This window comes from Rathayibacter sp. YIM 133350 (genome assembly GCF_037404875.1).
Lineage (GTDB): Bacteria > Actinomycetota > Actinomycetes > Actinomycetales > Microbacteriaceae > Orlajensenia.
On record NZ_JBBELO010000034.1, the window covers coordinates 147,066 to 172,814 of the forward strand.

Sequence of the window (25,749 nt, forward strand, 5' to 3'; positions counted from 1 at the left end):
CCAGTTCTACTGGCGCAACGGCCGGCGAAGTGGCGCAACAGCAAGCGGGATGGGTCGCGTGCCTCGAACGAGGGTCAAAATCCGGCGGGAGGAGTATGCTCGCCCTAAACCGGTTTAGTGAATACTTCTCAGGTCTCGATGAAGAGAGCGACGCATGCCTGATCAGGGCGGCCAGCACCCCGTGACGATCGCCGACGTGGCGCGCCACGCGGGCGTCAGCAAGGGCCTGGTCTCGTTCGCCCTCAACGACCGGCCCGGCGTGGGGTCCGAGACCCGCGACCGCATCCTCTCGTCGGCGGCCCAGCTCGGCTGGCGGCCGAGCGTGCGGGCCCGATCTCTCAGCGTGGACCGATCCTTCGCCCTCGGACTCGTCATCGCCCGCGATCCCGAGATCGTGGCCGCCGACCCGTTCTTCCCCACGTTCATCGCGGGCGTCGAGACCGTGCTGGCGGAAGAGGGCCAGTCGCTCGTGCTGGCCATGACGACGCCGGGACGACACGAGGCCGACACCTATCGCGCACTCGCCCTCGACAAGCGCGTCGACGGCGTCTTCCTCACCGACCTCCGGGTCGACGACACCCGGCTGCCGCTCCTGCGCGAACTCGGCCTTCCCGCCCTCACCCTCGGTGAGCCTGCGGTGCCGGATGCGTTCCCGCACGTCTCGAGCGATGATGCGGCGGGCATCGCCAGCGTTCTCGAGCACCTGCTCGCCCAGGGGCATCGTCGGATCGCGCACGTCGCGGGCCCGTCGGTTCTGCTGCACGCCTGTCGGCGGCGGCGTGCCTTCGAAGAGGCGATGACGGCCGCGGGGCTTCGCGTCGACGTCGTCGAGACGGACTTCTCGGCGCGTCAGGGGGCGACCGCGACGCAGCACCTGCTCGAGCGGCCGGCATCCGAGCGCCCGACGGCGATCGTGTACTCGAACGACCCGATGGCGCTCGCCGGAATGGCGGTCGCCCAGCGCGCCGGCATCAGCGTGCCGCGCGCGCTCTCGATCTCCGGGTTCGACAACACCGACCTCGCCGAGCACGTCTTCCCCTCACTCACCTCGGTCGCCACCGAGGTCGTCGAGTGGGGCCGTGTCGCGGCACTCACCCTGCTCGCGACGCTCGCCGGCGGCGAGCCGGAATCACCGGCGCCGCTCGCCACCCGTCTCGTGGTGCGCGAGTCCACGGCGCCACCCTCGCACTGAACGCACAGACACAACAGGTGGGCGACGACGCCCCGAGGAAAGGAAGAGATCATGCGCAGGAGCATGACGTTGAGCATCATCGCGGCGGCCGCGACGGCCATCGCCCTGGGCGGTTGTTCCGCTGGCGGAGGCGGTGGCGGCACCTCGAGCAAGGGGCCGATCACCATCTGGTACTCCAACAACGAGGCCGAGATCGCGTGGGGCAAGCAGATGGTCAAGGCCTGGAACGACGATCACCCCGACGAGAAGATCAAGGCCCAGGAGATCCCCGCGGGCGACAGCAGCGAAGAGGTGATCAGCGCCGCGATCACGGCGGGCAACGCGCCCTGCCTCATCTTCAACACGTCGCCTGCCGCCGTTCCCGGCTTCCAGAAGCAGGGTGGCCTCGTGTCGCTCTCGAGCTTCAAGGGAGGCGCCGACTACATCGAGAGCCGCAGTGGCGACATCGCCAAGCAATACGCCTCGAGCGACGGCGACTTCTACCAGATGCCGTGGAAGTCCAACCCGGTCATGATCTTCTACAACAAGGACATGTTCGCCAAGGCCGGCCTCGACCCCGACAACCCGCAGCTGTCGACCTACGACGACATGCTCACCGCCTCGAAGGCGATCGTCAGTTCGGGAGCGGCGACCTACGCCATCCACCCGGCTCCGACGAGCGAGTTCTTCCAGAGCTGGTTCGACTTCTACCCGCTCTACGCGGCGGCGACCGGCGGTACGCAGCTGGTCGAGAAGGGCAAGGCCACCTTCGACTCCCAGGAGGGAAAGGACGTGTCGGAGTTCTGGCGGTCGATGTACGAGCAGAAGCTCGCCGGCCAGGAGCAGTACCAGGGCGACTCCTTCGCCGACGGCGAGGCCGCCATGGCGATCGTCGGCCCGTGGGCCATCGCGGTCTACAAGGACAAGGTGAACTGGGGTGCCGTGCCCGTGCCGACCAAGGATGGCATCTCGGCCGATGACACGTACACCTTCAGCGACGCGAAGAACATCGGGCTCTACTCGGCCTGCAAGAACCAGGCCTGCGTGGGATGTGCTCAAGTTCGCCACGAGTGAAGACCAGGACGGCAAGCTGCTCGAGATGACGGGGCAGATGCCGATCCGTCAGGGGCTCACGGATGCCTACCCCGACTACTTCACGGCGAACCCGGCCTACCAGCAGTTCGGCGCCCAGGCGGAGCGCACGGTCGAGGTGCCGAACGTGCAGAACTCCGTGGAGATCTGGCAGAAATTCCGCAACAACTACTCCAAGGCGGTGATCTTCGGCGAGGGCAGCATCCCCGACTTCCTGAAGAGCACCGCTGCCGACATCGACAAGCTCGCGGGTTCGAAGTAGCCGGCCCGCCATGTCTACTCCCACTCGCGCTCCCAAGGCGCAGGCGTCGGATGAGCCGTCGGAAGGGGTGCCGCACCGCAGGCGCGGCATCCACCGGCTGCTCGGGGAGCACCCCCTCGGCCTGCTCTTCACGACCCCCTACCTCGTCTTCGTCGTGGTCGTGTTCGCCTATCCGGTCATCTTCGCGGTGTGGATGTCGTTCCAGGACTACTTCTTCACGGCCCCGGGGGCAGAGGTGGACCGGCCGTTCGTCGGGTTCGACAACTACGTCACCGTTCTGCAGGATCCGGCCGTCTGGCGCTCCTTCGCCAACGTCGGCGTCTTCCTGCTCATCAATGTTCCCTTGACGGTCGTGCTGTCGATCGCGCTCGCAACCGCACTGAACCGCGCAGTGCGCGCGCGGGCGTTCCTGCGGGTGAGCTACTACGTGCCGTACGTCACCGCATCCGTCGCCGTGGTGGGCGTGTGGCTGTTCCTGTTCAACGGGAACGGCCTCGTCAACCAGATCCTCGGCCCGCTGGCGCCCGATCCGTCCTGGCTCATCAACCCGGTACTGGCGATGCCGGTGATCGCGCTGTTCGTCACCTGGAAACAGTTGGGCTTCTACATCCTGCTCTACCTCGCGGCGTTGCAGAACGTGCCGAAGGAGCTCTACGAGTCGGCGTCGACGGATGGTGCGGGGGCCGCGCGCAGCTTCTTCTCCGTCACGGTTCCCGGCGTGCGACCGGCGACCCTGCTGGTCGTGCTCATCGCGACCATCACGGGAGCGAACCTGTTCACCGAGCCGTACCTGCTGACCGGCGGCGGCGGCCCGAACGGGGCATCCGCAAGCCCGGTGCTGCTGATGTACCAGAAGGGGATCGAACAGGGCAATCCCGATGTCGCATCGGCGATCGGCGTCATCCTCATCATCGGCGTGCTGATCATCGCGCTGCTCCAGCGGCGGTTCGTCGGCGGTGACGAGTCATGAGAATCGCACGCCTCGCCGTGAGGTACGCGCTGCTGTTCCTCGGAGCACTCGTCTTTCTCTTCCCGTTCTATTACATGATCGTCGGATCATTGCAGACCGATCCCGATCCGACGCCGGCGGGAGCGTTCCCCGACCCCGGCAACCTGACACTGGCCAACTACGCCGCCGTCAACAGCCGCATCAACCTCGTTCAGGGCCTGGTCAACTCCGGCATCTTCACCGCCGGCGTGCTGCTCGGCACGATCGTGTTCGGCCTGCTCGCGGGCTATGCGCTCGCGATTCTGCATTGGCGGGGGCGGGGCGGCGTCTTCGCGCTCGTGCTGCTCGTGCAGGTGGTGCCGTTCCAGTTGCTGATGATTCCGCTGTACGTGCTCATCGCACGCAACTACGGCCTCTCCGACAACTACATCGGCATGATCCTGCCGTTCTTCATCAGCTCGGCCGCGATCGTCATCTTCCGGCAGTACTTCCTGCAGTTGCCGCGTGACCTGTTCAGCGCCGCGCGCATCGACGGCGCGAGCGAGCTGCGCATCCTGTGGAGCGTCGCCCTGCCGCTGGTGCGTCCGGCACTGCTGACGGTGATCCTGCTGACCTTCATCGGTCCGTGGAACGAGTTCCTCTGGCCCTTCCTCATCACCAAGCAGGCGTCGATGCAGCCGTTGGCGGTCTCGCTCGCGAACTACATCTCCTCGATCGCCGCATCGACGGCGAATCCGTTCGGATCGCTGCTCGCCGGCGCGGTCGTGCTTGCGGTACCCGTGATCGTGCTGTTGCTCATCTTCCAGCGCCAGTTCACCTCGAACGACATCGGATCGGGGGTCAAGGGATGAGCGATGCGATCCCCTACCGGCTCACGCGCGTCGGCGTGGTGATGGTTCCCGACCTCGACGATCCCCTCGAGGCGGAGGGCGTGCTCAACCCCGGGTCGGGTCGGGGCGCCGACGGCGAGCTCTACCTGCTGCCGCGGCTCGTGGCCGCGGGGAACGTCTCGAGGATCGGCCTGGCCCGCGTGATCGTCGAAGGCGGCGTTCCGGTGGGAGTTCAGCGCGAGGGCGTGGTTCTGGAGCCCGACCGCGGTTGGGAGTACGGCATCGGGAACGCGGGGGTGGAAGACGCCCGGGTCACCTTCATCGCCGAACTCGGGGTGCACGTCATGACCTACGTCGCCTACGGTCCCTTGGGTCCGCGCACGGCGATCGCCGTCTCTGACGACCTGCGCGCCTGGCGCCGGCTCGGGCCGGTGCTCTTCGCCTACGACGACGACCTGGACGCCGACCTCAACCTGTTCCACAACAAAGACGCGGCCTTCTTCCCCGAGCCGGTCACCGGACCGGACGGCGCGCCCAGCCTCGCCGTGCTGCACCGGCCGATGTGGAACCTGGAGGAGACCCGGCCCGGACAGGGGGTGCGCGTGCCGCCGGGTCTGCCCGACGCGCGCGAGTCGATCTGGATCAGCTACGTGGCACTGGATGCGGTGCGCGCCGACATCGGCGCGCTCACCTTCTGGCGTCATCATCGTTTCCTGGCCGGCCCCGAGTACCCGTTCGAGGAGCTCAAGATCGGCGGCGGACCGCCTCCGCTCCGTGTGCCCGAGGGCTGGATCCTCCTGCATCACGGCGTCACCGGCGTGATCGAGAGCGCCTTCGAACAGCAGCAGAACGTGAACTACGCCGCCGGCGCCATGCTGCTGGACGCGGATGACCCGAGCCGCGTTCTGGCGCGCACGAGCACTCCGCTGCTGAAAGCGGAGACCGCGGAGGAGAGAACCGGAATCGTGCCGAATGTCGTCTTCCCCACGGCGATCGAGCAGATCGACGGAGTGCACTACGTCTTCTACGGCATGGCCGACTCCCAGATCGGCGTCGCGCGGCTCGACCGCATCCCCGCTGCGTGACCGCGCGGCCTCCTCAGCTGTATCTCCGGTGCGCACGCACCTCGTACGACGAAAGACCGAACATCATGACTCTCACCCAGGTCGGCCGTGGCGGGCTCGCGCTCCTCGCGGCCGCCGTCTTCAGCATCACGGGGGCGCAGATCGCCCCTCCGGCACAGGCCGCCCAGGCGGCACCCGCCGCGCCGGCCGTGCAGGCGGAGCCCGCTCCGCTGGCCAATCTCGCCCACCTCGACTGGCTGCTCGACACCGCCTCTCCGCCGGCCGTCGATGGCCACACCACCTACCGGCTCGCCGCTGAGCCGAACCTGCTGCTGCCGTGGACCTATGCCGACGCCCGAGACGGCGGCACGTTCGAACGCGTCGGAGGCGGAGATCACGACACCGCGACCGACACCTGGGGCCAAGGCGCGTTCAACGCGGACGACGTCGCGCGAGCGGCGGTCGTCTACCTACGGCACTGGACGCAGACCGGCGCGGCATCCAGCCGCCAGCACGCCTACGAGTTGCTGCGCTCGCTCGCCTACCTGCAGACCTCCTCCGGCCCGAACGCGGGCAACGTCGTGCTGTGGATGCAGCCGGACGGAACCCTGAACCCGAGCGCCGATCCTGTCGAGCTCCCCGACCCCTCCGATTCCGGGCCCAGCTACTGGCTGGCCCGCACGATCTGGGCGTTCGGCGAGGGATACGCCGCGTTCGCCGGCACGGATCCGGCGTTCGCGGGCTTCCTGGCCGACCGTCTGGCCCTCTCGCGCGCGGCGGTCGACCGGCAGGTGCTGTCGCGCTATGGCGAGTACGAGAACGCCGACGGACGCCGGGTGCCGGCCTGGCTCATCGTGGATGGCGCCGATGCCTCGGCGGAGGCCGTTCTCGGGCTGAGCGCCTACGTCGACGCAACCGGGGATGCCGCGGCGCGGCAGTCGCTGCAGCGCCTTGCGGAGGGAATCGCCGCCATGGGGACCGCGGATACGCGCTCCTGGCCGTACGGGGCGATCCTCCCCTGGGCCGCATCGCGGTCGATGTGGCATGCGTGGGGCTCGCAGATGCCGGCCGCCCTGGCCACCGCATCCGCAGTGCTCGACGACGAGAGCCTCCTGAAGCCGGCCGTGCGCGATGGCGCCGCCTTCACCCCGACGATGCTCATCGCGGATGGGCCCGACAACGGCTGGTTCCCGACTCCGGCCGACCGCACGCAGATCGCCTACGGAGCCGACGCCCGGCTGCAATCGCTGCTCGCCGTGGCGGATGCGACCGGATCGACGCTCTTCACCGAGCTCGCCGGCATCCAGGCCGCGTGGTACTTCGGCGCCAACCGGGCGGGCGCGACGATGTACGACCCCGCGACAGGGGTGACGTACGACGGGCTCGCTCCCGATGGCACCGTGAACCGCAATTCGGGGGCCGAGAGCACCATCCACGGATTGCTCTCGATGCTCGCCCTCGACGCCCGACCCCAGTTGGCGCAGCGCGCGCGGAGCGTGAGCACGGTTCAGTCGCGGAACGGCCTCACCGTCATCGAGGCGGAGTCGGCCGCGTCGACCACGGGGAAGATCGAGACGCCGGCGTCGGCATGGACGGAGGAGTCTCTCTACAGCGGCGATGTGCTCGTGCTCGACCGCGGCGAGAAGGCCACCTTCGCGATGGGCACCTCGCCGATCGCCCGCGAGGTCGAGCCTGTTCAGTGGCTGCCGGAGGGCCAGCGCGTGCAGTCGCTCTGGACGGCGGGCCTGCTGCCGGTCGGGCTGCTCTCGACGACGGGGCCGGCGCAGGGCATCAGCCCCGCATCGGGAGTGCTGCTGCCCGCGACCCTGCAGCTTCCGCTGCTGGGCTCATCGAGCCGCCTGACGGTGCACGCGCTGTCGGGGACGGTGCGATTGGATGCGCTGCTCGTGCGCCCGGTGATCTCCCGGCTGCAGCTGGGGGGCGCCGGCGGTTCGACCGAGCTCATCCAGTCGGCCGAGCGGGTGCCGCTGCCCGTGACGGTGGGCACGAGCGCGACCTCCACCGTGCGGGTCTACGACGCGGCCGGCCGGATGCTCTCCTCGCGATCCATCACGGCCCCGACCCGCATCACGGTGCCCGCGGGCGGACTGGCGACGGTGATGCGTTAGCGCGGCTGAACGCTGCGTCGGCGTCGTGCGATCAGCAGGGCGCCGACCAGCAGCCGTCACGGCGAAGGCCGCCGGTAGGGCGGCATCCGTTTTCCTCGCTCACCGGGCCCTCGGCGTTCGCCGCTGCCCCCATTCTGGGGTGGGCCACGTCGGCGCGGGTTCGGTACCGTCGGACGGTCTTCACCCGAAGAGACCCATCGGAACCCGAATCCGACCCCGGAGGCCACTGTGCTGCTCCGCGCCGTTTCTGCTGCCCTCGTGCTCGCAGGCGCCCTCGTTCTCGTCCCTGCCGCGGCCCACGCCGAGCTCTACGTTCCGGGTCCTCCACCCGCCGACCCGTCGCTCGCCGGTTCGGTGGTGGCGAGCGAGTGCGATGGCGACGTGCCGTGGATCACCTACGACGTGGTGCTCGTCGACCCCGATGACAAAGCGACCAGCCACACCGCCTATCTCACGCTGGCTGCGGGGGGTCGGTCCATCAAGCTGCTGCTCGGCGAGATCGTGAACGGGCACCTCGCCGGACGAATCATCTGGCCGGGCGCGAGCGTCGCGGCCGACGGCACGGCGATCGGCTGGCCCGGATGGAAGCAGGTGGGCGGGCGCTGGGTGCAGACCGACGAGAACTACGGCTGGACTCGCTCGCTGACGAGCGCCCTCATCACGGTCAACCCCGAGGTGACGGTTCCGATCGGCTATCCCACGGCGACCCCCGCGTGCGCGTCGGCTCCGCCGAAGACCATGGTGGCGGCCTCGTCGACGACCACGATCCCCTCCGCAGGCGGCCTCTCATCGACCGGGGTCAATCCGTTCCTGCTTCCGGCGGGGGCTGTCGCCGTCGTCGGCATCGGCATCGGCGTGGGCATCGCCCTGCGCCGCCGTCCGCGCTCCCGGTAGCGTGCCTGCTCGGGGACGACGACGGCGTGCCGTCGTCGGGATCGCGTTCGTCGGCATCGGCATCGTCGTCCTCGCGGCTGCGGCGTGGCTGGGAGTGCGCGGCTGGCTGGCGAAGGGCGAACTCGATGCGGCCGTCGTGGCGGGACAGCAGGCGCAGCATGCCGTCGCCTCGGCGGATGCGACGGGCGCGAGTGCGGCCGCCGCGCAACTGCAGCGCCACGCATCCGCGGCGCTCGCGCTGACGTCGGATCCCGTCTGGCGTGCGGCGGAGGTGCTGGGGCCCGTGGGGGCGAACCTGGCCGCGGTGCGCGTGCTGGCCGAGCAGCTGCACGCCGTCGCGAGCGACGCCATCGGTCCGCTCGCCCACCTCGTCGGGCGGGTCGGACCCTCGGCGCTGACTCCCGCGGCTGGGCGGATACGCCTGCAGCCGCTCGCGGATGCCGCTCCGGTCGTGCACGCAGCGCTCGAGTCGGTGGAGCGGGCATCCGATCGGCTACGGATCTTGCCGCACGCCGGGCTGGTTGGCCCGATCTCGGGCGCATGCGACCGGTTCGAGACCGCGCTCACGAAGACGGCCTGCGTGCTCGACGGTCTCGACGGAACGCTCGCGCTCGCGCCAGGAATGCTCGGCGCCCAGGGCGCGCGCACGTACCTGCTGCTGTTCCAGAACAACGCGGAGGTGCGCAGTGGGGGCGGCATCCCGAGCGCGCTCGCGCTCATCCACGTCGAGGACGGGGTGCTGAGCCTTCTCGCGCAGGCGGACTCGCGCGCCTTTCCGCTGGACGCGCCGGCGGGCCTCGCGGTTCCGGCGGTGGAGACGACGCTCTACGGCAGCCTGCCCGGCGACTACATCCAAGACGTCACCATGACGCCGGACTTCGCCGAGAGCGCGTCGCTGGCCGCGCGTCTCTGGCAGCAGCGGTTCGGCGGCACGCTCGACGGCGTGATCGCGCTCGACCCGGTGGCGCTGGGGTACGTTCTCGCGGCGACCGGCCCCGTCGCCGTCGGGGACGGCACGAGCCTCACCGCCGATAACGCTGTCGACACCCTCCTCGTGCAGAGCTATCGGCGCTTCGCCGACGGAGCCGACCAGGACGCGTTCTTCGCCGAAGCGGCGCGTGCCGTCTTCGACGCCGTGACCTCGGGAAGCGCTGCTCCGCCCGCCCTGCTCGCCTCGCTCGAGAAGGCCGCTGGGGAGAACCGCATCCAGCTCTGGAGCGCGCATGATGCCGAACAGCGGCGCATCGCCGCGACAACGCTCGGCGGCCTGGCCGCGTCGCAACGGCTCGCCGGCCCGCAGGCGTACGGGCTCTACCTCAACGACGCGACGGGCGGGAAGATGGCGCCCTACCTCGAAATCGGCGTCGCCGCTGGCGCCACGATCACGCGGGTCGACGGGCGGGCCGACGTCAGCATCCGTGTCACGCTGCACAACACTGCACCGGCGGATGCGGCCGCCTCGCTTCCCGCTGCGGTCACGGGCAACGGCATCTTCGGCGTGCGCGCGGGCAAGATCGCCACGAACCTCGCACTGTATGCACCGCTGGGAGCGTTCGACGGCGGAGTGGACCGTGACGGTGCCGCCGTGGCGTACCAGTCGGTGACGGCCGGCGATGGCGTCGTCGACAACCTGCAGGTGGCTCTGCGGCCGGGGGAGAAGACGGTGCTCACCTACCGGTTCGTGAGTGCGCTGCCGGGGCAGCGAGATCCGGTGCTGCTGCACACCCCGCTCATGTTCCCGCTCGAGGTCGGCGCGCTCTGACGGGAGCCCAGACGCAGAGCCTGGAAGGCGAGCCGGCGCACGACGGCGGGATCGAGGCGCCCGGCGGTGCAAGGATGGAGGCGTGGGTGACCTCCAGCTCGGCTACGCGGCAATGCTCGAGCAGTTCGCGCCCGCCGAGGCCGTCGAGACCGCGGCGCTCGCCGAGAAGCACGGCTTCTCGGGCGTCATGGCCACCGACACGTTCCAGCCGTGGGTTCCCCAGCAGGGCCAGTCGTCGTTCGTCTGGAACGTGCTCACCGCCGTTGCCGAGCGCACACGCGGCGACATCGGACCGGGGGTGACGGCGCCGTCGTTCCGGTGGCATCCGGCGATGGTGGCTCAGGCATCCGCGACGCTCGCCGCGATGTATCCGGGGCGGCATTGGCTCGGCATCGGATCGGGCGAGGCCCTGAACGAGCACGTCGTCGGCGGCTACTGGCCCGAGGCGCCGGATCGCATCAACCGTATGTTCGAGGCCATCGAGCTGATCTCGAAGCTCTTCTCGGCCTCGCTCGCCGGCCGCGACGTGAAGCACGCCGGGCACTACTTCAAGCTCGAGTCCACCCGGCTGTGGACCATGCCGGCCCAGGCTCCCGAGATTCTCGTCGCGGCCGGTGGCCCGGTCACGGCCCGCCGCGCGGGCCGCACCGCCGACGGACTCATCACCGTCGGTGCGCCCGCCGAGAAGATCAACGCCCTGTTCGGCAAGTTCGACCTGGGCGCGCGCGAGGCCGGAAAAGATCCCTCGCGCATGCCCAAGGTGCTGCAGCTGCATCTCTCCTGGGCGCCGACGGATGAGGCGGCGATGCGCAACGCGCTCACCCTCTGGCCCAACGGCGCCATGAAGTTCCCGAAGGGCGACATCCGTTCCCCCTTCGAGTTCGAGCAGATGGCCCGGCACGTGCGCGCGGAGGACTTCGAGGGGCGCATGGTGATCTCGAGCGATCCCGACGTGCACCGCGCGGCCATCCAGCGCTACGCGGACCTCGGCTTCGACCGCATCTACCTGCACAACGTGGGCCGCAACCAGAGCGAGTGGATCGAGGTCTTCGGACGCGATGTGCTCCCAGCCGTGAGGAGATGACGATGTTCTCTGTGAGTGTTGTCGACGACATTCCCGAGGTCGCGGCCGGTGACGACCTCGTGGGCCTGATCGGGTCGCGCGCCGAGCTCGAAGACGGCGACATCCTCGTGGTGACCTCGAAGATCGTCTCCAAGGCCGAGGGGCGCATCGTCGCCGCGACCGACCGCGAGCAGGCCATCACCGATGAGACGGTGCGCGTCGTCGCCCACCGGGTGACCCCGAATGGCGTGACCCGAATCGTCGAGAACCGGCTGGGCATCATCGCGGCGGCAGCGGGGGTGGATGCCTCGAACACTCCCGACGGCACCGTGCTGCTGTTGCCGATAGACCCCGACGGCTCTGCACGCGCGCTGTGCGTGGGCCTGCGGGAGCTGACCGGCGCGTCCGTCGGCGTCATCATCAGCGACACGCTCGGCCGGGCCTGGCGGCAAGGCCAGACGGATGTCGCGATCGGCGCCGCCGGCGTGCACGTGTTCGACGACCTGCGGGGGACCCTCGACAACGCCGGCAAGCCGCTCGCCGTGACGATGCCGTGCGTCGCCGACGAGCTCGCCTCGGCGGGCGACCTCGTGAAGGGCAAGACGAGCGGCAACCCCGTCGCCGTCGTGCGCGGTCTCGGCCGGCTGGTCGGCGACCTCGACCTGCCCGGGGCGGCGAGCATCGTGCGACCGGCGGAACAGGACATGTTCCGCACCGGCAGCGACGAGGCCTACGACGAGGGCTACCGCGACGGCTTCGCCGAGGGCCAGCAGGAGGCCGTCGGATCATGACCATCCCCACGAAAGGCGCCTGATGACCCTCACACTCGGATACAAGGCATCGGCCGAGCAGTTCGGCCCTCGCGAGCTCGTCGAACTGGCCGTCGAGGCCGAGAAGCACGGGTTCGAATCGGCGTTCGCGAGCGATCACTTCCAGCCGTGGCGTCACGAGGGCGGCCACGCCCCCTTCTCGCTCGCCTGGATGGCCGCCGTCGGCGAGCGCACCTCCACACTGCGCGTGGGCACCTCGGTCATGACCCCGACCTTCCGCTACAACCCGGCCGTGATCGCCCAGGCGTTCGCCACGCTCGGATGCCTGTACCCGGGGCGCGTCATCGCCGGCTTCGGCACAGGCGAGGCGCTCAACGAAATCGCGACGGGATTCCGCGGAGCAGGGGAGCAGGACTGGCCCGACTTCAAGGAGCGCTTCGCCCGGCTGCGCGAGTCGGTGCGGCTGATGCGCGAACTCTGGAAGGGCGACCGTGTCGACTTCGAGGGCGAGTACTACTCCACGCACCGCGCCTCCATCTACGACGTGCCCGAGGGCGGCGTGCCGGTCTACATCGCAGCCGGCGGTCCCACCGTCGCCAAGTACGCCGGTCGGGCCGGCGACGGCTTCATCTGCACCTCGGGCAAGGGCTGGGACCTCTACACGGAGAAGCTGGTTCCCGCCGTGAAGGAGGGCGTGGAGGCGGCCGGTCGCTCCTACGAGAACCTCGATCGCATGATCGAGATCAAGCTCTCCTATGAGGAGACGGAGGAGGCGGCGCTCGAGAACACCCGATTCTGGTCGCCCCTCTCGCTGTCCGCCGAGCAGAAGTCCAGCATCCACGACCCCATCGAGATGGAGAAGGCGGCGGATGCGCTGCCGATCGAGCAGATCGCCCAGCGCTGGATCGTCGGCACCGACCCCGACGAGACCGTTGCCGAGATCGCGAAGTACGTCGACGCCGGCTTCAACCACCTCATCTTCCATGCACCGGGTGAGGACCAGCGGCGCTTCCTGAGCCTGTTCGAACGCGACCTGGCGCCGCGGCTGCGGGCGCTGCCCGAGAAGTGAGCGGCGGCTGGAGCGTCGTCGTTCCCGTCAAGGGCACTCTTCAGGCGAAGAGTCGGCTGGGTGCGGAGCTCTCGTCCGCGGCGCGGGCAGAACTCGGCCTCGCGTTCGGGCAGGACACCGTGGCCGCGGCCCTGGCGTGCCCGGCCGTGGATCGCGTGTTCGTGGTGACCGCCGCATCCGGTGACTGGCCGGAGGGCGTGACGGTGGTGCCCGAGGTGGAGAAGCGGGGGCTGAACGCCGCGATCAGGCTCGGCATCCGCGCGGCCGAGGCCGAGGCCGCGGCATCCGACAGCGGCGTCGCCGTTCTGCTCGGCGACCTGCCCGCGCTGCGCCCCGACGAGTTGGGGACGGCGCTCACGGGGGCGGCGCGCCTCGAGCGGGCGTTCGTTCCGGATGCCGAGGGCACGGGAACGACGCTCCTGACGGCGGTCGCCGGCGAGGCGCTCGAACCCCGATTCGGCGAAGGGTCTGCGGCGGCGCACGAGGCGCTCGGGCATCGGCGGCTGGAAGCGGGAGTATCCGTGCGCCGCGACGTCGACGTTCCAGCGGCGCTCGACGAGGCGGTCGCCCTGGGCGTGGGGCCGCGCACCGCCGCGGCGCTGGCGGGGCTCGCGCGCTGAGCGCCTCCGCCGCCCTCGCGTCGGGTACGTATTGCCGAGCCCGCAGTTTCGGACGGTGTCAACCCCCGCGCACCCACAGGGATTGCGTTCTCGGTTCGCCTACGATCGCCACCGTGACTCCTACCTTCACCGAACTCGCCGACAGCCGCTTCGTGGAGCTCTCCACCTACCGCAAAGACGGCACCCGCGTCGCGACCCCGGTGTGGGTCGTCCGCGAGGGCGACGACCTGCTCGTGACCACCGACCCCGGAACGGGCAAGGTCAAGCGCGTGCGCAACAACGGCCGTGCCGCTCTGCGGCCCTGCAACCGGTTCGGCAAGGTGAACGAGGCCGTCCAGCCGGTTCCGATGGCCGCCACCGTGCGCGCAGCACCGGGAAGCCACGAGGATGCGGTGCCGCTGTTCCGCCGCAAGTACGGGCTCGAGTTCCCGGTCGTGCTCTTCATGGAGAACCTGTTCAACCGCAAGCCCGAGAAGCGCGAGCGCGTCATCCTGCGGCTGCGTCCTCAGGATGCGGCGGCGTTCGGCGGCGAGTAAGACCATGGGGGTCAAGACTGTCGCTGCCGTGGGCGCATCCGTTGTCGCCGCTGCCGGAGGGGTGGGCGGCTGGGCGTGGTGGCTGGCTCGCCGTCAGCACCACTGGAAGGCGGCGCTCGCCGAGTCCATCCCGGTCAATTCGAAGTACTGGCGCGACCAGTCGGCGAAGCACGGTGAACTGCTCTACGTGGCGATCGGTGATTCGGCGGCTCAGGGTATCGGGGCCAGCCGTCCGGCGCACAGCTACGTCGGGTTCATCGCCCGTCGCATCCGCTCGCGCATCTCGAAGCCGCTGCGCGTGACCAACCTGGGCATCTCGGGTGCCACGGTGCGCATCGCGATCGACTCCGAGCTTCCGCGGCTGGCCAAACTGAACCCCGACATCGTCACCGTCTGCATCGGTGCCAACGACATCGCGGCCTGGGATGCCGACCGCTTCGGCCGTGAGATCCGGCGAGTCCTCGCCGCGGTGCCGAGCCACGCGATCGTCGCCGACCTGCCGAGCTTCTACTTTCTGCCGGGCGAGAAGAAGGTGCTTGAAGCCAACCGCATCCTGCGCGCCGCTGCGGCCGAGTTCGGCCTCGAAGTGGTGCCGCTGCACGAACGCACCAAGCGGCAGGGGCTGTGGGGAGTGACGACGCAGTTCGCGGGCGACCTCTTCCATCCGAATGATCGCGGCTACCGCATCTGGGCCGACGCCTTCACCCCTGCGGTCGATCGCCGGCTCGCGGAACTCGGCGTGGCATCCGTGCCCGCCTCGGCAGGCGCGGATGCGGAGAGGTAGCTCACTCCCGTCGCCACCTGTTGCGCTGTTGCGCCACCTTCTTGCCCCTTGCGTCAGATGATCTGGCGCAAGGGACCGCGAAGTGGCGCAACGGAGACCGGGGCCGGGTTGGGATGGCAAGGGGAGCGCGGGCGGGTTCCTACTAGCGTGGGGCTGTGGATGACGATGCCTTCGTACGCTATGTCGGCGCCCGGTTGGGAGCGTTGCCGGGCGTGGAGGCAGTGTCCCTCGGCGGGTCCCGGGCCGAGGGCACGCATCGGACCGATAGTGATTGGGACTTCTCGATCTACTACCGGGGCCACTTCGATCCTCAGTCGCTGCGGGACATCGGCTGGCCCGGGACCGTCGGCGACCTCGGGAGCTGGAGCTCGGTGCCAGACACGGTCTTCAACGGCGGGGCGTGGCTGGAGATCGAGGGTCGCGCGAGCGACGTGCATTATCGGGACTTGGATGTCGTTGATCGCGTGATCGCGTCCGCACGTGAGGGCCGCTTCGCGACGGAGCCGCTGTGGTTCCATCTGGCAGGCTTCCCGTCGTATGCGGTGATGGCCGAACTCGCAGCCAACCGGGTGCTGGTCGGCCGGCTTCCCGACGTCGTGTACCCGGCAGCCCTACGCAAACGCGCTCCCGAGGTGTGGTGGGAGCAGGCGCAGGCGGAGTTCCACTATGCCCGCAGCTATCACGCGACCGCGGGTCGGTTGACCCAGTGCATCGGACTCCTGGCGCGAGCTGCGACCTGCTCGGCGCATGCCGTGCTTGCGGCTGAAGGCGTCTGGGTAACGAACGAGAAGCGGCTCTTCGAGCGAGCGGGCCTCGGCGAGATCGACCAGATCCTCGCGACCGTCGCGAATGACCCCGTCGCGCTCACCGATGTCGTCGACCGCGTTCGCGGGACCTGTGCTGAGGCGGTACGGGCCGCTCGGTCGCGCTCCTCGGCATCCAGAGGCGTCCGTTCGCCGCTCGCGTGGGGGGCCGACACTGGGCTGGCACCATTCGACTAGCATTCGGGGATGAGCAAGCCGGATCCCATCGACGACGTCTCGATCGGCGGCGGGGAGATTCGCCTGGGACAGTTCCTGAAGTTCGCCGGGCTCCTCGACTCCGGTGGAGAGGTGAAAGAGGCCATCGTCAATGGCGAGGTGGCCGTGAATGGCGAGGTCGATCGTCGGCGAGGACGCCAGCTGAAGCTCGGCGACATCGTCACCTTCGAAGGACACAGGGTTCGCGTCCGCCCCTGACGCTCCGACGGGCCGGATGCGAACGCGCGAACGCGCGCCGTCTCCACGAACGTCCACGTCGATGACGCCGGTGGCCGGTGCAATTCCCCGGGGACGGCCAGTGGCTGTGACTGGCGCTCGTAAGTGCCCGTGCCGGGAAGGGTGGGTGGAGCAACGTTTCGGCGGCATCAGGCGCCGGCGGAACTCCTCCTCGAAGAAACTCGGTGACAAGAATGTCAAACACGGATCAGGCTTTCGCGTACACGGATCTGGCGCAATTCGCCGACTACAACTCGGCGCAGACGCTCGTCGACAGGTTGTCCGACGCTCGGTTCGACGTATCGCAAGTGCGCATCGTCGGCAAAGATCTCCACTCCGTCGAGCAGGTCACCGGGCGCCTGACCGTGGCGAAAGCGGCCGGAAAGGCCGCAGCCAGCGGTGCATGGTTCGGTGCATTCGCCGGCGCTTTTCTGACGTTCTTCTCGTCGGGGCTCGTCTGGGTCGTCGCCATCCTCGCCGGACTCGCCGTCGGCGCCGTGGCTGGAGCACTGTACGGCGCGATCGCACACGCCCTCACCCGCGGTAGCCGCGACTTCTCCAGCATCGGAACGGTCGAGGCCTCGAGTTACACGGTCATGGTCGCAGCTCCGCTCGCGGCCGGTGCCTCGAAGATCGCTGCCGGACTCTGAGGGTCGCGTCGGCTGTCGTACGGCTCGCTGAATCGAAGATGGAGAAGATCATGCGCAGCACTCCCACGTGGTTGATTACGGGTGCCTCCAGCGGGCTCGGCCGCGACCTCGCTGCGTACGTGCTGGAGCAGGGGCACGAGGTGGTTCTGGCGGCGCGGACTGAGCATCCGATGCTCGAGCTCGCCGGGCGATACCCCGTTCGAACCTCAGCCGAGGTGGAATCCGCCGTTGCTGTACAGCACCTGGCCGTTCAGCCAGGCGCCTGAGTCGGAGAACAGGAATCGCACCAGGTTCGCGGCGTCCTCGCCGGTGCCCAACCGGCCGGCGGCTGTGGAGGCCACGCCCGCGTCGCGCACAGCGTCGGTCATCCAGCCCGTGTCGATGGGACCGGGGTTCACGACGTTCGCACGGACGCCGCGAGGCGCCAGCTCCGCGGCCGCCGCGACGACGATGCGGTCGAGGGCACCTTTGCTCGCGCCGTAGGGAAGGTTGTGGGCGGTGTGGTCACTCGTCAGCGCGACGATGCGACCTCCCACAACCCCGGGTTCGACGTCGGTCGGCAGTTGCTCCGCGAACGCTTTGATGAGAAGCCACACCGCTCGTGCGTTCACTGCGAAGTGGCGGTCCCAGCTGTCGAGATCGGTCGTGAGAATGGAACTGTCCACCGACTCGCAATGCGACATGACGAGGCCCGTCACTGGCCCGAGTTCCGCGGCAGCGCGAACCAGTCGTGCGGGCGCCGACGGGTCGCTCAGATCGGCGGGCAGCAGCTCAACGGCGACTCCCAACGCGCGGCACTCCTCGGCGACCTCCTCGGGGTCCGCGATGCCGTGGTCGTATCCCAGGCGATCGTCGTACGGGCGCCAGTAGTTGAGCGCGAGATTCCATCCATCCCGTGCCAACCCGACCGCGAGAGCGCTCCCGATCGAACGACGCCGACCGACACCGGTGACGAGAGCCAGCTTCGTCGATGCACTATCGCTCATTCGCCAAATCTACGACCTAGAGTCGGAGACGCCGGCTACGGCCCCGACGCGGATCGAGACGTGATCCGCGGATGGTGGTCGCTGCGGAGCCTGGTGGCGTCGCGCTGGCTCATCGAGCACGGCTTCGATCCCGACTCGCCCGGCTGTGAATTCGACGTGCTCAGATCCCGGATGCACGACTCCTGAGTCCGTATCACGGTGCGGGGATCGGGAACGCGCGTATCGAAGACGGGCTGTCCCGGCCAGCCCGTCGCCTTCGACGCCGGGTATTCAGTGGCCACCCGCGGTAGCGTCACGAGGTGACCACGCCCGCGGAGTCCCGACGCATCGTCAACGAACTCCTCGCCCTTGGCGCCCTGGAGGCATACCGGCCGAGAAGGGTCCAACGCGATCCGCTACGGAGCCAGGGTGGAATCGGTTGGGATCGCGTTGAGATCGTGTCAGGGGATGGCGACACGATTCCGTGTCTTCTCCTGCTTCCCTCCGACGCCACGGGCCCGTGCGTCATCGCGATCCATCAGCACGCGGGCGACTTCTCCTTGGGTAAGAGCGAGGTGGCAGGCATCCGCGGAGACCCGTCGATGGCGTACGGACTTCGGCTTGCTCAGCATGGCGTCGTTGCACTGATTCCCGACCTGGTGGGCTTCGAAGAGCGCCAGCGGCGGTGGTCGGCTCGGCCTACTGACGATGAACAGCGCGACGCGCTGCACCGCGTCGCGCCCGGGGACAGCCTCCAGTCCAAGCACACACGCGACATAGCGACCCTGACCACGTGGCTCCTGGCGGAGATTGCCGGCGCAGCCGGTGTCAGCGTGATGGGTCACTCGCTCGGAGGGCAGGTCGCCCTGTTCAACCTCGCTGCCGACTCTCGGCTGAGGGCGGGTGTCGTCAGTTGCGGAGCGGGCACCCTCGCCTCGTTCGCGGAGCACCACATCGCCCACAACCCCGCGTGGTTCGTGCCCGGTCTCGCCGCCGCGGGCGACACGCCCCTTCTCGCGAGAGCCATCGAACGGCCCATGTTTCTTTCCGCGGGCCTACACGATCCCTTGTTCCCGCTGGCCGGGGTCGAAGCTGTCGTGGGGGCGTTTGCGCCGGGGCTCTGCGCAGTCGACATCTTCGACGGCGGGCACGAGTTGCCGTCGCGTGTCGCGTCGAGCGCCATCCGGTTCCTCATGGGGGCGGGCGACCCGAGCCGAAAAGCGAGGTCTTTATGAGCGCCACGCCGCTTAAACGGCGCGCTCAGGCGGCGGGTTGCGCAGGATCGCCTCGCTTTTCGGGATGTCCTCGCTTTTCGGTCGGGGGTCGAGAGGGCGTCAGGGGGCGGCGAGGGCCAGAGCGTCACGGGCGATCGCGGCGGTCTCATCGACCGAGGTGAACCACAGCGGGCGTGACCGCGAGCGGATGCTGTCGGCCGCGAGCGCCTCGGCGGCTTCCGCGTCGACGGAGTCCACCAGCCAGGCGTCGATCAGGCCGCCGCTGCGGCGTGCGCCGTAGTGGCGTCCGACCGCGAGGGCGGAGGTCTCGACTCCGATGGCGCTGAGGCAGGCATCCGCCATGCCGCGCACGACTGCGCCGCCGATGATCGGCGAGACGCCCACGACCGGTGCCGCGGTCGCACGCACCGCGTCGGCGATTCCCGGGATGCCGAGGATCGTGCCGATGGAGACGACGGGGTTCGAGGGAGCCAGCAGCACGACGTCGGCCTGGGCGATCGCCTCGAGAACGCCCGGCGCGGGACGCGCCGTTTCGACGTTCGTCTGCCGGAAGCCGAGGGCAGCGCGGCCGGCGCGGTACCGCACCCACCATTCCTCGAAGTGCACCTCTTCGGTCTGCACAGGCGCGACCGCACCCTCGCGGCCCTCGCCCGGCTGAGCATCCTGCACCGCGAGCCGAACGCGCGTCTCGACCTCGTCATCCGTCGCGGGAAGCAGGGTGACCCCCAGGTCGTAACGGGCGCTCAGCCGCTCGGTCACAGTGCTCAACGGCAGCCCGTCGCGCAACATCGACGTGCGCGCGATGTGGGTGCCGAGATCGAGGTCGCCCAGGGTGAACCATGGCCACCCGACCCCGTACGCGGTCAGTTCCGCGCTCACGCGCTCACTCTCGTCACGGCGTCCCCAGCCGCGCTCGTCGTCGGACACCCCGCCGAGCGTGTACATGAGCGAGTCGAGGTCGGGACACACCCGCAGGCCCGTGAGCCACATGTCGTCGCCCGTGTTCGCCACGACGGTGACGGATGCCTCTGGCACCGCCCGCAGCAGGCCGCGCGTGAAGCGTGCCCCGCCCACACCGCCCGCGAGCACCGTGATCTTCTGCGTCATGCGTGGTTCTCCTCATCGGGTTCGTAGCGGCGTCGCCAGCGCGCGACCGTGCCGTGCACCAGGCGCGCGCGCATACCACGGTGAGATGCGCGGCGTCACGAGGTTGCGTCCAGGGGTGCGGGATTCAGTGCCGTCTCCGCCAAGGAACCGGCGTCCGATCCCGCGGGCCGCGCCTCGGCGAAGGCGAGCAGCGGTCGCCCCGTGAGTGGATGCGGCAGCACCGCGGCATCCACGCCGTACACCTCGCGGATGAGCTGCGGCGTGAGCACCTCGGCGGGATTCCCGGCGGCGACGACCCGACCCTGTGCGAGCACGATCACGTGGTCGGCGTACGCGGCGGCGTGCGTCAGGTCGTGGAGTGCGGTGAGCACGGTGATGCCGCCGCGGGCCAGCTCGGCGAGCAGGCCGAGCGCTGCGAGCTGCGCGCGGATGTCGAGGTGGTTCGTGGGCTCGTCGGCCAGCAGCAGCGCCGGCTCCTGGGCGAGTGCACGGGCGAGCGTCACCCGCTGGCGCTCGCCGCCCGAGAGCGTGTGGAAACGGCGCTCGCTCAGCGCGGTCGCTCCCACGTCTTCGAGGCTGCGCCTTACGACGGCCTCGTCGTGGGCGGATGCGCTCGCGAACCGACCGAGGTGCGGAGTGCGGCCGAGCATCACCACATCGAAGACCGAGAGGTCGAGTTCGGTGTCGCTCTGCTGCTCGGCGAGGGCGACGACCCGAGCGCGATCGCGACGGCGCATCGCCGTGAGTGAGCGTCCGTCGAAGGCGAGCGAGCCGGCATCCGGAGCCTCGACGGCGGCGATGAGGTGCAGCAACGTGGACTTGCCGGCGCCGTTCGGCCCGACGAGCGCCCCGAGTGAGCCGCGCGGGAGCGTGCAGTCGATGTTGTCGATGATGAGCCGGCCGTCGCGGCCGAAGCGAACGCGCTGCAGGTCCAGGCTCACGAGATTCTCCGCGAGCGCAGCATCAGCAGCGAGAAGACCGGGCCGCCGACGAGGGCGGTGAGGATGCCGACGGGCAGCTCGCGAGGGTCGAAGAGCGTGCGAGCGGCCGTGTCTGCCCACACGAGGAAGAGCGCTCCGGCCAGCGCCGAGAGCGGCAGCAGCGCCCGGTGTCCCGGGCCCGTCAGCAGCCGCACGGCATGGGGAAGGATGAGCCCGACGAACCCGATCGCGCCCGAGACCGACACGAGCACACCCGTGAGCACCGCCGTTCCGCCGAGCAGCAGCCAGCGAGTGCGGTTCACGTGCACGCCGAGAGCGCTCGCCGTGGTGTCTCCGAAGGCGAAGGCGTCGAGGGATCGAGCGCTCGCCAGCAGCGGGATGCCGACGACCACGAGGGCGGCGACGGTGACGGCCACCGACGACCAGCGCGCGCCCGCGAGCGACCCGAGCAGCCAGTTGAGAATCTCGCGGTAACTGTCGCCGGTTGCGCTCCAGAAGATGATGAGGCTCGTCACGGCACCGAAGACGCTCGAGACGGCGAGTCCCGCGAGCACGGTGCGCGTCGGGGTGATGCGTCCGCCCGAGCCGGCGAGCCCCAGCGTCGCGACGAGCGCGAGCAGCGCCCCGGCGAATGCGGCGACGGGCAGCGCGATCGCCCAGCCGAGCACCACCACGATCACGGCGCCGACGGATGCGCCCGACGAGAGCCCGAGCAGGTACGGGTCGGCGAGCGGGTTGCGGGTGACCGCCTGCATGATCACGCCGCAGAGGGCGAGGCCGGCTCCGACTGCGGCGGCGGTCAGCACGCGCGGCATCCGGAGCTGCCACACGATGCCGTCGCGCAGCGCGGGGAGCGTCGGCTTGCCGACGCCAAGGTGGGCGAGCACGCTGTTCCACACATCGGCCGGGGTGAGCCCGGCCGGTCCGATGGCGACGGCCGCGACGACGGATGCGACCAGCAGCACGACGAGAACGGCGCCCCAGAGCGGGGCCGGTCCGCGCCTGCGCCCGCCGCGGGTTGCGCCACGGCCGACAGCATCCGCACCGGCATCCGCCGTTGAACCATTTGCTCGCCGTTGATCCGCCTGCAGCGGCTCAACGGCGACGAAATGGTTCAGCGGCGGCATCTCTACAGGCCCAGCTTCTTCACCTGGTCCACGATGGACGCGACAGCCTCGACATTGCGCACGCCGGCCTCACCCGCCGGGAACGGGATGGTGACGTAGCGGTGCTGCTTCACGGCCGTCATCGCGGCGGTCGCGGGATTGGCCTCGAGGTTGGCGATCTTGGATGCCGCCGTGTTCCAGGTGGCATCGATGAGCACGATGACATCGGGATCGTCGGCGACGATCGACTCCCAGCCGAGGCTCGACCAGGTGTCATGCACGTCGGCGGCCACGTTCTTCAGCCCGGCGGCCTTCATCATCATCGCGGGAGCCCCGATGCCCGCTCCCACGTACGGAGTGTCGGTGCCCGAGCTGTACCAGAGCGCGCTGAGGCCGCTCGTGCTCGGCGTGATGGCGGCCAACTGCGCCTTCTGCTGCTTCACGAGAGCGGATGCCGCATCCGGCACCCCGAAGATCGCCCCGGCCTCGTCGATCTCGCCGAACACGTCGTCGAAGGTGAGGGGGTCGGGCTTGTAGCCGGCCTCTTTGCAGGCACTCGGGGCCACGTAGGTGTTGACGCCGAGGGAGCCCAGCGTCGCGCGATCGCCGGCGCCCTCGGCCGTCACGTTCGACTCCCAGCCCGCATAGACGAGGTCGGGCTGCGCAGCCAGCGTCGCCTCCTGCCCGGGAACCTGGTCGGACAGCGACGGGATGCCCTTCGCGGCATCCGCCCACGCGTCGGCGACAGGCCCGTCGGTGAACGCCGTGCCCACGACGCGCTTCTGCAGCCCGAGCGCGAGCATGGTCTCGAGCGTCGTCGACTTGATCGTCAGCACCCGCCGGGGCGGCTCGGCGAAGGTCACCTTCGTTCCGCAGTTGTCGACGGTCAGCGGGAACCCCGAGTCCGCGGCCATCTTCGACGAGGCGGTCGGCGCGTCGGCGGTCGCCGCGCCCGCGCATCCCGAGAGTGCGGCGACGGATGCGACGGCGATCGACGCGAGAAGCAGGGAACGGCGGATCACGGAACCTCCGGAAGGGTGCAGGCAGGGGACGAGCGGGCGTGCCCGATCAGAGAACGACACCCAGGGGCCATTCGCTGGGTGAGCGGTGAGCGGGCGACCAGCGGCTCAAGTCCAAGCCGGCGCATCCGGTCAAATCGAACCGGCGGTCACAGCCAACAATACGCCGAGCAGCCGCGTCATGCGCCGATGACGGCGGATGCGACCCCCAGGTCCGGCAGCCGGGCTGCGTCGCAGCGCTATGCCGCGCCGAGGGCGCCTTCCCCGCCGAGCACGTTCCGCGACCAGGCCGTGCCGGTGCGTTCGTACACGATGCGGGTGTGCCGCCGATCGGGTGAGCCCTGCCAGAACTCCACGCGCACGGGTTCGATGCGCCAGCGCACCCAGTCCTCTGGGGCGATCCCCTCGCGGGCGGAGGTGGAACGGGCGGCGAGGTCGGCCTCGCTCTCCTCCCGGCTGGCTTCCACGGCGGCGCCGCGCAGCCGCACCGCACGCACGAGGGGCTGCCACCAGAAGTTCAGGGCGGCCGCGGGCTGGGCCGCGAGTTGGTTTCCCTTGTGCGAGGAGCGCTGGCCGGCGACGGCCCAGCCCCGCTCGTCCACGTCCTTGAGCACCAGGGTGCGGGCATCGGGCAGGCCGTCGGCATCGACGGTCGCCAAGGTCACCGCATGCGGCTCGGCGACGCCGGCGCGAACGGCCTCACCGAGCCAGCGCAGGAACAGTTCGACCGGGTCGTCGGGGAGCGTGGTGAGGTCGAGGGCCAGCGCGCGGCCGATGAGCGAGGGCTGCGCGCGCAACCAGCTCGCGACGTCGTCGATCGGGGGAAGGGTGGTCACGTTTCGTCCTCCTGCGTTGTGGCGCCGTTCTGGCGCCCCTCGTCGTTGAAGCGGGTGAGCGCCTCGGCGAACGCGGCGATCTCGGCCACGCTCCAGCGAGCCATCCGGGCCTGCAGCACGGCGCCCAGCTCGAGTGAGCCGCGCGCCAGGAGATCCCGGCCCTGCTCGGAGAGGTCCAGGGAGCGACTGTGGCCCACGGCAGGGGAGATCTCGATGAGTCCCTGGTCGACGAGGGCGCTCACCTGCCGCGAAATGGTCGACCGGTTCATGCGGAAATGCTCGGCGAGGTCCGCTCCGCGACACCCCGGATGCTCGGCCAGGTAGACCAGCACCGAATGGTCGGTCTCTGAGAGGCCCTCCCTCATGCGGCGGGAGCGCGCGTTCCCCCGTCGTGAGAGGGTGGTCAGCTCCTGCTGCACTCGGTCGGTCTGCGCGCGCCGTGCATCCGTCACGGGCTCACGATACTGCGCTCAGCAGCCGTTCATCCGGCCGTGCGAGAATGTTGCCTCACACAACACGCAGATATCGCAGATCACTAGGAACGCATGTCGAATCACCGCACAACACCGCTCGCCTCCGTGCGCCGCGCCGCCGCACCCACGCTCGCCCAGCGCCTCGCCGTTCCGTCGTGGTCGTCGTGGAAGGCACTCGTGTCGCACATCGTCATCCCGCTGTTCCTCGCAACGGGCATGGCGCTCGCCTACCTCGGCGCGTTCCATGCTCCGAGTCCGCACAATTTGCCGGTGGCGGTCGTGGGGCAAGGGCCCGAGGCCAAGGTGTTCGCGCAGATGCTGAACGACAAGGCTCCCGACAAGCTCGACGTGAAGACGGTCGCCGATCACGCCACCGCAGAACGCCAGGTGCGCGATCGCGATATCAGCGCCGCGTACGAGAACGACGGGACGCACGCCACGCTCATCGTCGCCACCGCCGCTTCGGCCACGACAGCGGAGGTCACCCAGAAGCTGTTCCTGCCCATCGCGTACCAGCAGAACCTTCCGTTGCAGATCGATGACGTCGTGCCGGTCGGCAGCGGCGACGCCACGGGGCAGGGCCTGTTCTTCCTCATGGTCGCCCTCACCATTGGCGGCTACGCCAGTGCGATTGCGGTCGCCGCGGCCACCGTCGCGATGAAGGTGCTCTGGCGGTTCGCCGTTGCCGCCATCGTCTCCGGCGTGATCGCGGGAATCGGCCTCATCGTCGCCGGCCCCATCTTCAACGTCGTGACCGCCCAGCAGTGGCCGATCGGCCTCATGGCCTGGCTCTACGTGTTCGGCATCATCAGCATCGGCGTCGGGCTGCACCCGGTGCTCGGCAAGTGGACCACCCCGACGCTCACGTTCTTGTTCGTGATGCTGAACATCACCAGTTGTGGTGGCATCTTCGCCCAGCCGATGCAGCCGGCGCTCTTCTCGGGCCTGAATTCGTTCTGGAATGGTGCCGCCTGGATCGACGCTGTGCAGTCGCTGCTCTACTTCCCGGGCCGCCAGTTCGGCTTCGACGGCCTGCGTCTGGCGCTGTGGGCGGCGGCGGGCATCACGCTCGTCGTCATCACGCACACGTGGAGCGTGCGCAAGCGTCGCCTGGCCGACGAGGCGATCCCCTTCACGGAGGAAGACGCGGTGATCGCGGCCTGACT

General features: G+C 69.6%; 28 protein-coding genes. 21 read left to right on the forward strand and 7 right to left on the reverse strand.

All coding sequences use genetic code 11. From position 1 onward, the window contains the following. Window positions 1-154 precede the first annotated feature (154 nt). From WDJ51_RS13740 to WDJ51_RS13830, 19 genes are all read left to right on the forward strand, one after another. Entirely contained in the window at window positions 155-1,192 is a 1,038-nt protein-coding gene (locus WDJ51_RS13740; RefSeq protein WP_337853028.1) for a LacI family DNA-binding transcriptional regulator, read from the forward strand. A 51-nt stretch (window positions 1,193-1,243) separates the two neighbouring features. Then, window positions 1,244-2,245: an extracellular solute-binding protein gene (locus tag WDJ51_RS13745; protein WP_337853029.1), complete on the forward strand. Its 1,002-nt coding sequence runs from the start codon at window positions 1,244-1,246 to the stop codon at window positions 2,243-2,245. Further along, window positions 2,223-2,525: a hypothetical protein gene (locus tag WDJ51_RS13750; RefSeq protein WP_337853030.1), complete on the forward strand. Its 303-nt coding sequence runs from the start codon at window positions 2,223-2,225 to the stop codon at window positions 2,523-2,525. The genes WDJ51_RS13745 and WDJ51_RS13750 overlap by 23 nt, the downstream gene beginning before the upstream one ends. 10 nt (window positions 2,526-2,535) lie before the next feature. Further along, on the forward strand, window positions 2,536-3,495 hold the full coding sequence (locus tag WDJ51_RS13755) for a carbohydrate ABC transporter permease (RefSeq protein ID WP_337853031.1): 960 nt from the start codon (window positions 2,536-2,538) through the stop codon (window positions 3,493-3,495). Further along, window positions 3,492-4,325 carry a carbohydrate ABC transporter permease gene (locus WDJ51_RS13760; RefSeq protein ID WP_337853032.1) on the forward strand — a complete coding sequence of 278 codons (834 nt, stop codon included), beginning with the start codon at window positions 3,492-3,494 and terminating at the stop codon, window positions 4,323-4,325. Before WDJ51_RS13755 ends, WDJ51_RS13760 begins: the two co-directional genes overlap by 4 nt. Further along, on the forward strand, window positions 4,322-5,389 hold the full coding sequence (locus WDJ51_RS13765) for a glycoside hydrolase family 130 protein (RefSeq protein ID WP_337853033.1): 1,068 nt from the start codon (window positions 4,322-4,324) through the stop codon (window positions 5,387-5,389). The genes WDJ51_RS13760 and WDJ51_RS13765 overlap by 4 nt, the downstream gene beginning before the upstream one ends. A 65-nt stretch (window positions 5,390-5,454) precedes the next feature. Then, window positions 5,455-7,497 carry a hypothetical protein gene (locus WDJ51_RS13770; RefSeq protein WP_337853034.1) on the forward strand — a complete coding sequence of 681 codons (2,043 nt, stop codon included), beginning with the start codon at window positions 5,455-5,457 and terminating at the stop codon, window positions 7,495-7,497. Between the two features lie 228 nt (window positions 7,498-7,725). Beyond that, window positions 7,726-8,391: a cell wall protein gene (locus WDJ51_RS13775; protein ID WP_337853035.1), complete on the forward strand. Its 666-nt coding sequence runs from the start codon at window positions 7,726-7,728 to the stop codon at window positions 8,389-8,391. A gap of 1 nt (window position 8,392) precedes the next feature. Further along, the gene (locus tag WDJ51_RS13780; protein WP_337853036.1) at window positions 8,393-10,153 is read left to right on the forward strand and encodes a DUF4012 domain-containing protein; all 1,761 of its coding nucleotides are present in this window, start codon (window positions 8,393-8,395) and stop codon (window positions 10,151-10,153) included. 112 nt (window positions 10,154-10,265) lie between these two features. Beyond that, window positions 10,266-11,237 carry a TIGR03557 family F420-dependent LLM class oxidoreductase gene (locus tag WDJ51_RS13785; protein ID WP_337853075.1) on the forward strand — a complete coding sequence of 324 codons (972 nt, stop codon included), beginning with the start codon at window positions 10,266-10,268 and terminating at the stop codon, window positions 11,235-11,237. Further along, entirely contained in the window at window positions 11,234-12,007 is a 774-nt protein-coding gene (cofE, locus tag WDJ51_RS13790; RefSeq protein WP_337853037.1) for a coenzyme F420-0:L-glutamate ligase, read from the forward strand. The genes WDJ51_RS13785 and cofE overlap by 4 nt, the downstream gene beginning before the upstream one ends. A 22-nt stretch (window positions 12,008-12,029) precedes the next feature. Beyond that, on the forward strand, window positions 12,030-13,055 hold the full coding sequence (fgd, locus tag WDJ51_RS13795) for a glucose-6-phosphate dehydrogenase (coenzyme-F420) (protein WP_337853038.1): 1,026 nt from the start codon (window positions 12,030-12,032) through the stop codon (window positions 13,053-13,055). After that, on the forward strand, window positions 13,052-13,675 hold the full coding sequence (gene cofC, locus WDJ51_RS13800) for a 2-phospho-L-lactate guanylyltransferase (RefSeq protein ID WP_337853039.1): 624 nt from the start codon (window positions 13,052-13,054) through the stop codon (window positions 13,673-13,675). Before fgd ends, cofC begins: the two co-directional genes overlap by 4 nt. Window positions 13,676-13,788: 113 nt before the next feature. Next, window positions 13,789-14,211, forward strand: coding sequence for a PPOX class F420-dependent oxidoreductase (locus tag WDJ51_RS13805; protein WP_337853040.1), 423 nt, complete (start codon window positions 13,789-13,791; stop codon window positions 14,209-14,211). Window positions 14,212-14,215: 4 nt separating this feature from the next. Further along, entirely contained in the window at window positions 14,216-14,995 is a 780-nt protein-coding gene (locus tag WDJ51_RS13810) for an SGNH/GDSL hydrolase family protein (RefSeq protein WP_337853041.1), read from the forward strand. A gap of 155 nt (window positions 14,996-15,150) precedes the next feature. Next, window positions 15,151-15,996: a nucleotidyltransferase domain-containing protein gene (locus WDJ51_RS13815; protein ID WP_337853042.1), complete on the forward strand. Its 846-nt coding sequence runs from the start codon at window positions 15,151-15,153 to the stop codon at window positions 15,994-15,996. Between the two features lie 9 nt (window positions 15,997-16,005). Beyond that, entirely contained in the window at window positions 16,006-16,233 is a 228-nt protein-coding gene (locus WDJ51_RS13820; RefSeq protein ID WP_337853043.1) for an RNA-binding S4 domain-containing protein, read from the forward strand. Between the two features lie 212 nt (window positions 16,234-16,445). Beyond that, window positions 16,446-16,901, forward strand: coding sequence for a general stress protein (locus WDJ51_RS13825; protein WP_337853044.1), 456 nt, complete (start codon window positions 16,446-16,448; stop codon window positions 16,899-16,901). Window positions 16,902-16,951: 50 nt separating this feature from the next. Beyond that, a complete protein-coding gene (locus WDJ51_RS13830) occupies window positions 16,952-17,167 on the forward strand; it encodes an SDR family NAD(P)-dependent oxidoreductase (RefSeq protein WP_337853076.1) in 216 nt (71 codons plus the stop codon). Here the strand turns inward: WDJ51_RS13830 and WDJ51_RS13835 are convergent. Beyond that, the gene (locus WDJ51_RS13835; RefSeq protein WP_337853045.1) at window positions 17,108-17,887 is read right to left on the reverse strand and encodes an SDR family oxidoreductase; all 780 of its coding nucleotides are present in this window, start codon (window positions 17,885-17,887) and stop codon (window positions 17,108-17,110) included. The genes WDJ51_RS13830 and WDJ51_RS13835 overlap by 60 nt on opposite strands. A 299-nt stretch (window positions 17,888-18,186) precedes the next feature. Here WDJ51_RS13835 and WDJ51_RS13840 point away from each other — a divergent pair, with 299 nt between their 5' ends. Continuing rightward, window positions 18,187-19,101, forward strand: a complete 915-nt coding sequence (locus WDJ51_RS13840) for a dienelactone hydrolase family protein (RefSeq protein ID WP_337853046.1) — start codon at window positions 18,187-18,189, stop codon at window positions 19,099-19,101. Window positions 19,102-19,200: 99 nt separating this feature from the next. On the opposite strand, the gene cofD is transcribed toward WDJ51_RS13840, so the two are convergent. The 6 genes from cofD to WDJ51_RS13870 form a co-directional block, all read right to left on the reverse strand. Further along, complete coding sequence (cofD, locus tag WDJ51_RS13845; protein WP_337853047.1) at window positions 19,201-20,208, reverse strand: 2-phospho-L-lactate transferase; 1,008 nt, start codon at window positions 20,206-20,208, stop codon at window positions 19,201-19,203. Window positions 20,209-20,303: 95 nt separating this feature from the next. After that, a complete protein-coding gene (locus tag WDJ51_RS13850; protein ID WP_337853048.1) occupies window positions 20,304-21,149 on the reverse strand; it encodes an ABC transporter ATP-binding protein in 846 nt (281 codons plus the stop codon). Next, window positions 21,146-22,276 (reverse strand): putative F420-0 ABC transporter permease subunit, encoded by a 1,131-nt coding sequence (locus tag WDJ51_RS13855; protein WP_337853049.1) that lies wholly within the window; start codon window positions 22,274-22,276, stop codon window positions 21,146-21,148. The genes WDJ51_RS13850 and WDJ51_RS13855 overlap by 4 nt, the downstream gene beginning before the upstream one ends. Before the next feature lie 2 nt (window positions 22,277-22,278). Then, a complete protein-coding gene (locus WDJ51_RS13860; RefSeq protein ID WP_337853050.1) occupies window positions 22,279-23,277 on the reverse strand; it encodes a putative F420-0 ABC transporter substrate-binding protein in 999 nt (332 codons plus the stop codon). Window positions 23,278-23,513: 236 nt separating this feature from the next. Then, window positions 23,514-24,110: a pyridoxine/pyridoxamine 5'-phosphate oxidase gene (locus tag WDJ51_RS13865; RefSeq protein WP_337853051.1), complete on the reverse strand. Its 597-nt coding sequence runs from the start codon at window positions 24,108-24,110 to the stop codon at window positions 23,514-23,516. Beyond that, window positions 24,107-24,562, reverse strand: a complete 456-nt coding sequence (locus WDJ51_RS13870; RefSeq protein ID WP_337853052.1) for a MarR family winged helix-turn-helix transcriptional regulator — start codon at window positions 24,560-24,562, stop codon at window positions 24,107-24,109. Before WDJ51_RS13870 ends, WDJ51_RS13865 begins: the two co-directional genes overlap by 4 nt. Before the next feature lie 93 nt (window positions 24,563-24,655). On the opposite strand from WDJ51_RS13870, the gene WDJ51_RS13875 reads away from it, so the two are divergent. Then, window positions 24,656-25,747 carry a hypothetical protein gene (locus WDJ51_RS13875; RefSeq protein WP_337853053.1) on the forward strand — a complete coding sequence of 364 codons (1,092 nt, stop codon included), beginning with the start codon at window positions 24,656-24,658 and terminating at the stop codon, window positions 25,745-25,747. Window positions 25,748-25,749: the final 2 nt, after the last annotated feature.